Consider the following 13,082-nt stretch of genomic DNA (forward strand, 5'->3'; position numbering starts at 1 on the left):
ATTAGCGTAGCGCCACCGGGCAATGGGTCAGGTGCGGTCTGGTGCCCTCACCCCCAGCCCCTCTCCCACGGGAGAGGGTAGCATTTATACTGCCGTCTGGAAGATAACCCCGTCGGCCTTCTCGGTGTACTGAGAGAGCTGGTCGAAGTTCAGGTAGCGATAGGTATCCACCGCGGTCTTATCCACCTGCGCCACGAAGGTCTGGTACTCTTCCGGCGTTGGCAGTTTGCCAATCAGCGCCGCAACCGCCGCCAGTTCCGCAGAGGCCAGGAAGACGTTCGCACCGGTACCTAAACGGTTCGGGAAGTTACGGGTCGAGGTGGAGACCACCGTCGCGCCGTCGGCTACGCGCGCCTGGTTGCCCATACACAGGGAACAGCCAGGAATTTCGATACGCGCACCGCTCTTACCAAACACGCTGTAGTAGCCCTCTTCGGTCAGCTGAGCCGCGTCCATACGGGTTGGCGGCGCCACCCACAGACGGGTTGGCAGCTGGCCTTTGTGGGTATCCAGCAGCTTGCCGGCTGCACGGAAGTGGCCGATGTTGGTCATGCACGAACCGATGAACACTTCGTCGATCTTCTCGCCCTGAACTTCGGACAGCGGACGCGCGTCGTCCGGATCGTTCGGTGCACACAGGATTGGCTCTTTGATATCCGCCAGATCGATGTCGATCACCGCCGCGTACTCTGCGTCAGCATCGGCTTCCAGCAGCTGCGGATCGGCCAGCCATTTTTCCATGCCCTGGATACGACGCTCCAGCGTACGACGGTCGCCGTAGCCTTCTGCAATCATCCACTTCAGCAGCACGATGTTAGAGTTCAGATACTCAATAATCGGCTCTTTGTTCAGCTTGATGGTACAGCCCGCAGCCGAACGCTCAGCGGAGGCATCGGTCAGCTCGAAAGCCTGCTCAACTTTCAGATCCGGCAGACCTTCAATTTCCAGAATGCGGCCAGAGAAGATGTTTTTCTTCCCTTTTTTCTCAACGGTCAGCAGACCCTGTTTGATGGCATACAGCGGGATCGCGTGAACCAGGTCGCGCAGGGTAATACCCGGCTGCATTTTACCTTTGAAGCGCACCAGCACCGATTCCGGCATATCCAGCGGCATCACGCCGGTCGCGGCAGCAAACGCCACCAGACCGGAACCCGCCGGGAAGGAGATACCGATTGGGAAACGGGTATGGGAGTCACCGCCGGTACCGACGGTATCCGGCAGCAGCATGCGGTTCAGCCAGGAGTGGATGACGCCGTCGCCCGGACGCAGGGAGACACCGCCACGGTTCATAATGAAGTCAGGCAGCGTGTGGTGCGTGGTCACGTCAACCGGCTTCGGATACGCCGCGGTGTGGCAGAAGGACTGCATCACCAGATCGGAAGAGAAGCCCAGGCACGCCAGGTCTTTCAGTTCGTCACGGGTCATTGGGCCAGTGGTGTCCTGAGAGCCTACGGAGGTCATCTTCGGCTCACAGTAGGCGCCAGGACGGATACCGGCCACGCCGCAGGCGCGACCGACCATTTTCTGTGCCAGCGAGAAGCCGCGGTTGCTTTCCGCCACGTCTTTCGCGTGACGGAATACATCACTGTGCGGCAGACCCAGTGCTTCACGCGCTTTGGTGGTCAGGCCGCGGCCGATGATCAGCGGAATACGGCCACCGGCGCGCACTTCGTCAATCAGCACGTCGGTTTTCAGCTCGAAGCTTGCCAGCAGTTCGTTGGTGTCGTGGTTACGGACTTCACCTTTGTACGGGTAGACGTCAATCACGTCGCCCATGTTCAGGTTAGAAACATCCACTTCAATTGGCAGTGCGCCCGCATCTTCCATGGTATTGAAGAAGATTGGGGCAATCTTACCGCCCAGGCACAGGCCGCCGCCGCGCTTGTTCGGCACATGCGGAATGTCGTCACCCATAAACCAGAGGACGGAGTTGGTGGCGGACTTACGGGAAGAGCCGGTACCCACAACGTCACCCACGTAAGCCAGCGGGAAACCTTTCTTCTGTAGGGCTTCGATCTGTTTGATCGGGCCGACAACGCCCGGCTGATCCGGCTCAATGCCTTCACGGGCGTTTTTCAGCATCGCCAGGGCGTGCAGCGGGATATCCGGGCGAGACCACGCGTCCGGTGCCGGAGAGAGGTCATCGGTGTTGGTTTCACCGGTCACTTTGAAAACAGTAACGGTAATTTTTTCAGCCAGCGCTGGACGATTCAGGAACCATTCGGCATCAGCCCAGGACTGCATCACCTGCTTCGCATAGACGTTGCCAGCTTTGGCTTTTTCTTCCACATCGTAGAAGTTATCGAACATCAGCAGCGTAGACGAGAGCGCTTTAGCGGCAATCGGTGCCAGCTTGTCGTTATCCAGCGCGTCAATCAGCGGATGAATGTTGTAACCACCCTGCATGGTGCCGAGCAGTTCGATGGCTTTTTCAGGAGTAACCAGTGGGGAGGTGGCTTCGCCTTTGGCGATAGCAGCAAGGAATCCGGCTTTTACGTAGGCAGCTTCATCTACGCCAGGCGGTACGCGGTTGATCAGCAGATCTAACAGGAATTCTTCTTCGCCCTTAGGCGGGTTCTTCAGCAGCTCGACGAGCGCGGCCATTTGGGTTGCATCTAACGGTTTGGGTACAATTCCCTCGGCGGCACGTTCTGCTACGTGCTTACGGTATTCTTCTAGCACGACGGTTCTCCTCGCTCTCATTGTCATATGCGGCGGGCGTTCTCTTCACGCTCCTGTGAGACAGCAGTTTGTAGGGTAAATGCCCGATACCGCGTCGGGCAGCATAGCAGGATTTCTGCACAGTGTTAATCCGTTTACAAAAAAGCAACATTAAAAAGTTTGCTGAATCGTTAAGCATGGTGTAGCGGGGATTTAGGGCATCATTTTGCGGTTCTTCTGCACCGTGACGCTTCAGTTTTTTCTTCATCAGATATAATTGTGTAATAAATACTCACACTCTTTATCCGGACGTACCGGACGCTTCCCAATAAAAGTCAAAACAGTAAAAGACGGGTGAATAATACTCACGCCAACCGTAACGCCTCACGGCACAGCGCTGGTCTCGTTGGAGTCATTTTATGAAGTTGCCCTTTAAGCCACATCTGCTCATCCTTCTGTGCAGTGCCGGGCTGCTTGCCGCCTCAGGCGTCTTGTTTGTCAAAAGTCGTGCAACGGAACCCGTTGCGCCAGCCCCCGTCGCTCAACAACCGGCGGCACCTGCCGTAGCCCAGCCCGCCCCTGTGGTCGCGCCGACCTACACTGCCGCGCAAATCGATCAGTGGGTTGCCCCCATTGCGCTCTACCCTGACGCCCTGCTTTCACAAATTCTGATGGCCTCGACTTACCCGGCCAACGTGATTCAGGCGGCTCAGTGGTCAAAAGACAACCCTAAAATGGAAGGGGACGCCGCCATTCAGGCCGTTGCCAGCCAGCCCTGGGATCCGAGCGTAAAATCGCTGGTCGCGTTTCCTCAGCTTATGTCGCTGATGGGTGAAAACCCGCCGTGGGTACAAAATCTGGGCGATGCGTTTCTCGCACAGCCGAAAGACGTGATGGATTCCGTTCAACGCCTGCGCGCGCTGGCACAGAAGACCGGTGCTTTACAATCTACGCCTCAGCAGACGGTCACCACCGTGACAAAGCCAGCACCAGCGAAAACCCGCGCCACCGAGGCAACAACAACAACCACGTCTGCGCCCGCCCCAACGGTGATCAAAATTGAATCTGCCGATCCGCAGGTCGTTTATGTTCCCACCTATAACCCCAATACGGTTTACGGGACCTGGCCCAACACCGCCTATCCACCCACCTATCTCCCGCCCACGCCCGGAGAGCAGTTTGGCAACAGCTTCGTCAACGGCTTAGGCTTCAGCCTGGGCGTTGCCACAACCTATGCCATTTTCAGCAATATCGACTGGGATGACGACGATGACTGGGACCACCACCATGACGGTGACTGGGATAATCACGGCGGCTATAACCGCAACGGTGATAACAACATCAATATCAATGTTGAGAACTTCAATAAAATCAGCGGACAGCGTCTGACGGACGCCAACCGTACCTGGCAGCATAACCCGGCCTACCGGGAAGGTGTGCCCTATCCGACTAACCAGCTCAACACCCGTTTTCACTCCACCAGCACAGTCACCGGGCTAAGCTCAACGCAGCAAAAACCGGTTAACCGGGATAGCCAGCGTCAGGCGGCCCTGAGCCAGATGGAGAAATCCACCGGGAAAACCTTCCCGCAAACGGCACGTCCCGGCACGAAAGATGTGCAGCGTCAGGCCTCAAGTGAACAGCTGAAGCAAATTTCGCAGCGCAACAACTACCGTGGCTACGACACCAAACCGCAGACGGCGAAGCGGACCACCACGCAGCAGCGAGAAAATCGTCAGGCTGTAACCCAAAGACAGGAGAAACGCGTTTCACAGCCCGCGCAGCAACGCGCCCTGCAGCAGCGAAACGGTCAGCCCCGGGCCAATGCGCTGAGCGGCAACGACAGCCGTTCCGCGAACTGGCAGGCGCAGCAGCAGCGCGGTGCGCAAAGCAGGCAGCTTGCGGCTCGCCAGCAGCAGCCCCGTCAGGTGTCTGGTGGACGCGCTGAACGCCGTGAATTTAGACATCGCTAAGGGAACCGACATGAAAAGTAAACTACTCAGTGGAATGGTGTTGTTCATGCTTTCGGCCTCGGCGATAGCGCAGCAGTCCTTTAGCACGCCCGACCAGGCGACCGATGCGCTGGCCAGCGCCATTAGTGAGCATAATGAGCGCGCGATGAGCAATCTGCTTGGAGAGAACTGGCGCGATTTTCTCCCTCCCGAAGGCGTTGATCCGGATGCCGTCGATCGTTTCCTGCGCGACTGGAAAGTTCGTCATAACACCGTTGTCGAAGGAGCTACGGCGCACCTTGTTGTTGGAGACAACGACTGGCAGCTTCCCATCCCGGTGATCAAAACCGCCGCCGGCTGGCAATTCGATATCAAAGAAGGGGCTGAAGAGATCCTGACCCGTGAAATCGGGCGTAACGAACTTGCCGCCATTGAAGCCCTGCATGCCTATGTTGATGCCCAGCAAAGCTACTTTGCGATGAACCAGAAATACGCGCAGAAGATTGTCAGCTCGGAAGGGAAGAAAGACGGTTTGTACTGGCCCGTCTCACCCGGCGAAACGCCCAGTCCGCTCGGACCGGCATTTAGCCCGAAAGAGCCGGGTACCGGCTATCACGGCTATCGCTTCCGGATCCTGCCGGATAATAACGGTTTCGCGATGGTGGCGTGGCCGGTCAGCTACGGTCAAACGGGCGTGATGAGCTTTGTGATAAATCAGGACGACAAGGTGTATCAGTCCGATCTCGGCAAGGATTCTGAGCAGAAAGCCCGGGCGTTAACCGCCTATAACCCGGATAAAACCTGGCAACCCGTGGCTCCCTGAACGCAGCGCATAAAAAAAGCGGCCATTGGCCGCTTTTTTTCATCTGAAGAAACTTATTTCTTCTTCGCTTTCGCGTTTGGCAGGTCGGTGATGCTGCCTTCAAACACTTCTGCCGCCAGGCCCACGGACTCGTGCAGAGTTGGGTGAGCGTGGATGGTCAGCGCGATGTCTTCCGCGTCGCAGCCCATTTCGATAGCCAGACCGATTTCACCCAGCAGCTCGCCGCCGTTGGTACCGACAATCGCACCACCGATTACGCGGTGAGTCTCTTTGTCGAAGATCAGTTTGGTCATACCGTCTGCGCAGTCGGACGCGATAGCACGGCCAGAAGCAGCCCACGGGAAGGTGGCGGTTTCGTAGCTGATGCCTTTCTCTTTCGCTTCTTTCTCAGTCAGACCCACCCATGCCACTTCTGGCTCGGTATACGCGATAGATGGGATCACTTTCGGATCGAAGTAGTGCTTCATGCCGGCGATAACTTCAGCGGCAACGTGACCTTCGTGAACACCTTTGTGCGCCAGCATTGGCTGACCGACGATATCGCCGATAGCAAAGATGTGCGGCACATTAGTGCGCAGCTGTTTGTCAACGCGGATGAAGCCACGGTCGTCCACTTCCACGCCAGCTTTGCCCGCGTCGAGGTTCTTACCGTTCGGCACACGGCCGATCGCCACCAGCACGGCGTCGTAACGCTGTGGTTCGGATGGGGCTTTTTTGCCTTCCATGGAAACGTAAATACCGTCTTCTTTCGCTTCAACGGCAGTCACTTTGGTTTCCAGCATCAGGTTGAATTTCTTGCTGATGCGCTTGGTGAAGACTTTAACGATGTCTTTGTCAGCAGCCGGGATAACCTGGTCGAACATTTCAACCACGTCGATCTCTGAACCCAGCGCGTGGTACACGGTACCCATTTCCAGACCGATGATACCGCCGCCCATCACCAGCAGACGCTTAGGAACGGTTTTCAGCTCCAGCGCATCGGTGGAATCCCACACGCGTGGATCTTCATGTGGAATGAATGGCAGTTCGATTGGGCGTGAGCCTGCCGCGATGATCGCGTTGTCGAAGTTGATCACGGTTTTGCCGTTTTCGCCTTCCACTTCCAGGGTGTTCGCACCGGTGAATTTACCCAGACCGTTTACCACTTTCACTTTACGGCCTTTGGCCATGCCCGCCAGACCGCCGGTCAGCTGAGTGATAACTTTCTCTTTCCAGGTACGAATTTTGTCGATGTCGGTTTTCGGCTCGCCGAAGACGATACCGTGTTCAGCCAGCGCTTTGGCTTCTTCGATAACTTTCGCTACGTGCAGCAGCGCTTTAGAAGGGATACAGCCGACGTTCAGACAAACACCGCCGAGGGTGCTGTAACGTTCTACGATGACGGTTTCCAGACCTAAATCCGCTGCGCGAAATGCTGCGGAGTAACCTGCCGGGCCTGCCCCAAGTACTACGACCTGAGTTTTGATTTCTGTGCTCATCATGACCTCTTAGTTTATACCCGTCGTCCACCGGGTCGTTCTATCCGCCCGCAGTTTACAAAATTGTTAACAATTTTGAAACAACAAACGGCTCACGAATTGTCGCTTTCGCCAATAACCTCACAAACGCCATGAGATTATCAGAAAAAAGCCGGCCGACTGGCCGGCTTTTCGATTACATCACCAGGCGGCGAATGTCGCTCAGCATGTTGTTGATGATGGTGATGAAACGCGCACCATCAGCACCGTCGATCACGCGGTGGTCGAAGGACAGAGAGATTGGCATCATCAGACGCGGCACGAACTCTTTGCCATTCCACACCGGCTCCATCGCGGACTTGGACACACCGAGGATAGCCACTTCCGGCGCGTTCACAATCGGCGCGAAGTGGGTGGTACCCAGGCCGCCGATGCTGGAGATGGTGAAGCAGCCGCCCTGCATTTCGCCGGCAGTCAGCTTACCATCACGCGCTTTCTTGGAGATGGTGGTCAGTTCACGGGACAGCTCAGTGATGCTCTTCTTGTTCACGTCTTTGAAGACCGGAACAACCAGACCATTTGGCGTATCAACCGCAACACCGATGTTGATGTATTTCTTCAGCGTCAGCTTCTGGCCGTCTTCGGACAGGGAGCTGTTGAAGCGTGGCATCTGTTCCAGAGCCGCAGCAACCGCCTTCATGATGAAGACCACTGGGGTGAATTTCACGTCCAGTTTACGCTTCTCAGCTTCGGCGTTCTGCTGTTTACGGAACGCTTCCAGATCGGTGATATCGGTCTTATCGAAGTGCGTAACGTGCGGGATCATCACCCAGTTACGGCTCAGGTTCGCACCAGAGATTTTCTGGATACGGCCCAGCTCCACTTCTTCGATTTCGCCGAACTTGCTGAAGTCTACTTTCGGCCATGGCAGCATGCCCGGGATACCGCCGCCTGCGGCTGCAGCTGGTGCAGCTTCAGCGCGTTTCACCGCGTCTTTCACATAAGCCTGAACGTCTTCGCGCAGGATACGACCTTTACGGCCAGTCCCTTTCACTTTCGCCAGGTTCACGCCGAATTCGCGCGCCAGGCGACGAATCAGCGGGGTCGCGTGGACGTAAGCGTCGTTTTCAGCGAACTCAGATTTGCTTTCCGCTTTTGCAGCAGGTGCCGCTGGTTTAGCAGCCTGAGCCGGTGCAGCAGCCGGTGCTGGAGCAGCCGCGGCAGCCGGAGCTGCGGCAGGCGCAGCGCCTTCCACTTCGAAGACCATGATCAGAGAGCCGGTAGACACTTTGTCGCCGGTGCTGATTTTGATCTCTTTAACGGTACCCGCGAACGGCGCAGGCACTTCCATGGAAGCCTTGTCGCCTTCAACGGTGATCAGTGACTGTTCAGCGGCAACTTTGTCGCCCACTTTTACCATCACTTCGGTGACTTCAACTTCGTCACCGCCGATGTCCGGTACGTTAACGTCTTTCGCGCCGCCAGCAGCGGCTGGTGCAGCGGCCGGAGCAGGAGCAGCGGCCTGTGCAGGCGCGGCAGCAGGTGCAGCACCTGCCACTTCGAAGATCATGATCAGAGAGCCGGTAGACACTTTGTCGCCGGTGTTAATCTTGATCTCTTTAACGGTACCTGCGAACGGCGCTGGCACTTCCATAGAGGCTTTATCGCCTTCTACGGTGATCAGTGACTGCTCGGCCGCAACGGTATCGCCCACTTTCACCAGGATCTCAGTGACTTCAACTTCGTCACCGCCGATGTCAGGCACGTTCACTTCTTTCGCGCTCGCGGCAGCGGCTGGAGCAGCGGCGGCCGGAGCGGCTTTCTTCTCTTCCTGCGCAGGTGCAGCAGCTGCACCGTCGGCGGAATCGAAAATCATGATCAGTTTGCCAGTCTCGGTTTTATCGCCAACAGAGACTTTGATCTCTTTAACGATGCCAGCCTGAGGAGACGGGACTTCCATAGAGGCTTTGTCGCCTTCTACGGTGATCAGCGACTGTTCAGCTTCAACTTTGTCGCCTACTTTGACCAGGATCTCGGTGATTTCAACTTCATCAGCCCCGATGTCCGGTACATTGATTTCGATAGCCATTATTCTTTTACCTCTTACGCCAGACGCGGGTTAACTTTTTCTGCATCGATGTTGAATTTGGTAATTGCGTCTGCAACCACTTTCTTATCGATTTCGCCACGTTTAGCCAGTTCGCCCAGTGCTGCTACAACCACGTAAGAAGCATCAACTTCGAAGTGGTGACGCAGGTTTTCGCGGCTGTCAGAACGACCGAAGCCGTCAGTACCCAGAACGCGATAATCATCAGCTGGAACGTAAGTACGAACCTGCTCAGCGAACAGTTTCATATAGTCAGTAGACGCCACCGCTGGCGCGTCGTTCATCACCTGAGCGATGTACGGTACGCGTGGGGTTTCCAGTGGGTGCAGCATGTTCCAGCGCTCACAATCCTGGCCATCACGCGCCAGTTCAGTGAAGGAGGTCACAGAGTACACGTCGGAACCGACACCGTAGTCTTTCGCCAGGATCTGCGCTGCTTCACGAACGTGACGCAGGATAGAACCGGAGCCCAGCAGCTGAACTTTACCTTTGCTACCTTCGATGGTTTCGAGTTTGTAGATACCTTTACGGATACCTTCCTCGGCACCTGCTGGCATTGCCGGCATGTGGTAGTTTTCGTTCAGGGTGGTGATGTAGTAGTAAATGTTCTCCTGCGCTTCACCGTACATGCGCTGCAGACCGTCATGCATGATGACTGCCACTTCATACGCGTAAGACGGGTCGTAAGAGATACAGTTAGGGATAGTCAGAGACTGAATGTGGCTGTGACCATCTTCGTGCTGCAGACCTTCACCGTTCAGGGTCGTACGACCGGAAGTACCACCGATCAGGAAGCCGCGAGCCTGCTGGTCGCCTGCCTGCCAGCACAGGTCACCGATACGCTGGAACCCGAACATGGAGTAGTAAATGTAGAACGGGATCATCGGCAGGTTGTTGGTGCTGTAAGAGGTCGCAGCAGCCAGCCAGGATGCGCCTGCGCCCAGCTCGTTGATACCTTCCTGCAGGATCTGACCTTTCTCGTCTTCTTTGTAGTATGCAACCTGCTCACGGTCCTGCGGGGTGTACTGCTGGCCGTTCGGGCTGTAGATACCGATCTGACGGAACAGACCTTCCATACCGAAAGTACGCGCTTCGTCGGCGATGATTGGCACCAGGCGATCTTTGATCGACTTGTTTTTCAGCATCACGTTCAGGGCACGAACGAAAGCGATAGTGGTAGAGATCTCTTTGTTCTGCTCTTCCAGCAGCTGAGAGAAGTCTTCCAGCGCTGGCAGTTCCAGCTTCTCGGTGAAGTTAGGCTGACGAGCTGGCAGGTAGCCTTTCAGCGCCTGACGACGTTCGTGCAGGTACTTGTGCTCTTCGGAGCCTTCCGGGAAGGTGATGTAAGACAGGTTTTCGACCTGCTCATCGGTCACTGGAACGTTGAAACGGTCGCGGATATAGCGCACGCCGTCCATGTTCATTTTCTTAACCTGGTGAGCGATGTTTTTACCTTCTGCGGTATCACCCATGCCGTAACCTTTGATGGTGTGGGCCAGGATTACAGTCGCTTTACCTTTGGTTTCACGCGCTTTTTTCAGTGCAGCGTAAATTTTCTTCGGATCGTGACCACCGCGGTTCAGGGCCCAGATCTGCTCATCAGTCCAGTCTGCAACCAGGGCTGCGGTTTCTGGATATTTGCCGAAGAAGTGCTCACGCACGTAGGCACCGTCTTTGGATTTGAAGGTCTGGTAGTCACCGTCAACGGTTTCGTTCATCAGCTGGATCAGTTTACCGCTGGTGTCTTTACGCAGCAGTTCGTCCCAACGGGAACCCCACATGACTTTGATCACGTTCCAGCCAGCACCTGCGAAGATGCCTTCCAGTTCGTTGATGATCTTGCCGTTACCGGTTACCGGACCATCCAGACGCTGCAGGTTACAGTTGATGATGAAGCACAGGTTGTCCAGCTTCTCACGGGTCGCGATGGTGATCGCGCCTTTAGATTCTGGCTCATCCATTTCGCCGTCGCCCAGGAAGGCGTATACGGTCTGCTCAGAGGTGTCTTTCAGACCACGGTGTTCCAGATACTTCAGGAATTTCGCCTGGTAGATCGCACCGATTGGGCCCAGACCCATTGATACGGTTGGGAACTGCCAGAATTCAGGCATCAGTTTAGGGTGCGGGTAAGAAGACAGACCTTTACCGTGAACTTCCTGACGGAAGTTGTTCATCTGCTCTTCAGTCAGACGACCTTCCAGGAATGCACGTGCATAGATGCCCGGAGAGATGTGGCCCTGGAAGTACACCAGATCGCCGCCGTCTTTCTCGTTCGCTGCACGGAAGAAGTGGTTGAAGCACACTTCGTAAACGGTCGCAGAAGACTGGAAGGACGCCATGTGGCCACCCAGTTCCAGGTCTTTCTTGGATGCGCGCAGAACGGTCATGATGGCGTTCCAGCGGATTGCAGAACGGATACGACGTTCCAGATCCAGATTGCCCGGGTATTCCGGTTCGTCTTCAACGGCAATCGTGTTTACGTAGTTGCTAGCCCCTGCACCTGAAGCAACCTTCACGCCGCCTTTGCGGGCTTCAGAAAGCAGCTGATCAATCAGATACTGAGCGCGCTCAACACCTTCTTCACGGATGACCGATTCGATCGCCTGTAGCCAGTCGCGAGTTTCGATCGGATCCACGTCATTTTGGAGACGTTCTGACATGGGGGTATTCCTTATCTATCTAATACGTTGATTTGTCTGGAACCTGTCCCATTGTGCTCTTGGGCAAGAACACAATAAGACAGGTTCTGCGTTTAGTTGCCGCGCTCTAAAAGTACCTGGCGCTTAATCCTTTCGTTGCTGTATGCGGCGTAATGAACGTTCGCGACGCGATTGTTCACGGCTGCGGTCCAGCAAGATTTCCTCAATGAAAGCCAGATGGCGGTGCGACGCTTCGCGCGCCTGCTCCGGTTCCCCGGCCATTATCGCCTCGAATACTCGGGTGCGATGGTTGCTTACCAGTGGGAGCATGTCCCGACGGGCATACAACAATTCAAAATTTTGACGAACGTTCTGGGCCAGCATCGGCTCCATGCAGCGTAGCAGATGGAGGAGCACCACGTTGTGGGCCGCTTCGGTGACGGCAATTTGATACTGGACGACGGCGCTGGACTCGGCGTCTAAATCGCCGGACTGCTGTGCCCGTTCAATGGCCTGATGCAGCTCGCGGATACGCACGCGATCTTCATCAGTGCTGCGAAGGGCGGCGTAATAGGCCGCAATACCTTCCAGCGCGTGACGGGTCTCAAGCAGGTCAAACTGGGATTCTGGGTGGTCAGAGAGAAGTTCTACCAGCGGATCGCTGAAGCTCTGCCACAGGCTGTTTTGCACAAAGGTTCCGCCGCCCTGGCGACGAAGCAGCAAGCCCTTTGCTTCGAGACGTTGAATCGCCTCACGCAGAGAGGGACGTGAAACGTCGAACTGTTTTGCCAGTTCGCGTTCTGGCGGAAGTTTCTCACCCGGGCGCAGAGTCCCTTCGAGGATTAAAAACTCCAGCTGCTGCTCAATCACATCAGATAGTTTTGGTTGGCGAATTTTGCTGTAGGCCATATTCCCTGTCTTACGCCTTTTTGCCCGGAGTCAATTGGTCTTACCAATTTCTATTTCGTATCGCTAAAGTAACAAAGTATTCACCTTCTGTCCATATTGGTTTTGATTGAAATCAGTAAACCCTGCACATTTTAACAACCTTACAGAAATAACGTTTCAGAAATGTAACTTTGCACAAATGAGTTGATTACCCCCAAAGAGGGAGTTTTAACCATAATGAAACGAGGGTTTTTGCAATCTGAAGCGATTCAACAAGGCAAATAATGAAAATTCGCCCACTTAAGGCGCATTTCTATTCTATAGGTTGGGTGAGGAACAACGAGCGGGCCGATTTACAAATGCTTTCTTTTTATTCAAGTCGTCATCACCCCTTCATAAAGCAGGTGCATTCGCAGGCACTTACCACTATTCTGGCGCTTACGGAAGTCATCTCCGATTTTTTCGGTCTCGTTAACCGTAAAGAAATAAATACAGAATATGGATTTTCATAATTACACACGCTCAGCGTGAACATAACAACCACACACGAGGTTT

Annotated in this window: 8 protein-coding genes; 3 read left to right on the forward strand and 5 right to left on the reverse strand. The window is 55.2% G+C overall.

Translation table 11 applies throughout. The annotated features are described in order from the left end of the window. Nucleotides 1-84 precede the first annotated feature (84 nt). Nucleotides 85-2,682: a bifunctional aconitate hydratase 2/2-methylisocitrate dehydratase gene (acnB, locus tag FHC48_RS08750; protein WP_032675958.1), complete on the reverse strand. Its 2,598-nt coding sequence runs from the start codon at nt 2,680-2,682 to the stop codon at nt 85-87. Between the two features lie 398 nt (nt 2,683-3,080). Between acnB and FHC48_RS08755 the strand changes: the two genes are divergently transcribed. Then, nucleotides 3,081-4,634 carry a DUF3300 domain-containing protein gene (locus FHC48_RS08755; protein ID WP_045353237.1) on the forward strand — a complete coding sequence of 518 codons (1,554 nt, stop codon included), beginning with the start codon at nt 3,081-3,083 and terminating at the stop codon, nt 4,632-4,634. A 10-nt stretch (nt 4,635-4,644) separates the two neighbouring features. Then, nucleotides 4,645-5,436: a DUF2950 family protein gene (locus tag FHC48_RS08760; protein WP_045353235.1), complete on the forward strand. Its 792-nt coding sequence runs from the start codon at nt 4,645-4,647 to the stop codon at nt 5,434-5,436. Between the two features lie 53 nt (nt 5,437-5,489). On the opposite strand, the gene lpdA is transcribed toward FHC48_RS08760, so the two are convergent. The 4 genes from lpdA to pdhR form a co-directional block, all read right to left on the reverse strand. Continuing rightward, complete coding sequence (lpdA, locus tag FHC48_RS08765) at nt 5,490-6,914, reverse strand: dihydrolipoyl dehydrogenase (RefSeq protein WP_003856313.1); 1,425 nt, start codon at nt 6,912-6,914, stop codon at nt 5,490-5,492. A gap of 175 nt (nt 6,915-7,089) precedes the next feature. Further along, nucleotides 7,090-8,982 (reverse strand): pyruvate dehydrogenase complex dihydrolipoyllysine-residue acetyltransferase, encoded by a 1,893-nt coding sequence (gene aceF, locus FHC48_RS08770; protein WP_059365087.1) that lies wholly within the window; start codon nt 8,980-8,982, stop codon nt 7,090-7,092. A 14-nt stretch (nt 8,983-8,996) separates the two neighbouring features. Continuing rightward, a complete protein-coding gene (gene aceE, locus FHC48_RS08775; RefSeq protein ID WP_008501959.1) occupies nt 8,997-11,660 on the reverse strand; it encodes a pyruvate dehydrogenase (acetyl-transferring), homodimeric type in 2,664 nt (887 codons plus the stop codon). 123 nt (nt 11,661-11,783) lie between these two features. Further along, nucleotides 11,784-12,548, reverse strand: a complete 765-nt coding sequence (pdhR, locus tag FHC48_RS08780; protein WP_008501960.1) for a pyruvate dehydrogenase complex transcriptional repressor PdhR — start codon at nt 12,546-12,548, stop codon at nt 11,784-11,786. Between the two features lie 263 nt (nt 12,549-12,811). Between pdhR and FHC48_RS08785 the strand changes: the two genes are divergently transcribed. Continuing rightward, nucleotides 12,812-13,039, forward strand: a complete 228-nt coding sequence (locus FHC48_RS08785) for a hypothetical protein (protein WP_084832031.1) — start codon at nt 12,812-12,814, stop codon at nt 13,037-13,039. Nucleotides 13,040-13,082: the final 43 nt, after the last annotated feature.

This window comes from Enterobacter sp. EC_50 (genome assembly GCF_019584525.1).
Taxonomy (GTDB): domain Bacteria; phylum Pseudomonadota; class Gammaproteobacteria; order Enterobacterales; family Enterobacteriaceae; genus Enterobacter; species Enterobacter roggenkampii.

Coding starts and splice junctions, on each gene's coding strand:
- FHC48_RS08755 (WP_045353237.1), top strand. CDS start 3,081: ATGAAGTTGCCCTTTAAGCCACATCTGCTCATCCTTCTGTGCAGTGCC.
- FHC48_RS08760 (WP_045353235.1), top strand. CDS start 4,645: ATGAAAAGTAAACTACTCAGTGGAATGGTGTTGTTCATGCTTTCGGCC.
- lpdA (WP_003856313.1), bottom strand. CDS start 6,914: ATGAGCACAGAAATCAAAACTCAGGTCGTAGTACTTGGGGCAGGCCCG.
- aceF (WP_059365087.1), bottom strand. CDS start 8,982: ATGGCTATCGAAATCAATGTACCGGACATCGGGGCTGATGAAGTTGAA.
- aceE (WP_008501959.1), bottom strand. CDS start 11,660: ATGTCAGAACGTCTCCAAAATGACGTGGATCCGATCGAAACTCGCGAC.
- pdhR (WP_008501960.1), bottom strand. CDS start 12,548: ATGGCCTACAGCAAAATTCGCCAACCAAAACTATCTGATGTGATTGAG.
- FHC48_RS08785 (WP_084832031.1), top strand. CDS start 12,812: ATGAAAATTCGCCCACTTAAGGCGCATTTCTATTCTATAGGTTGGGTG.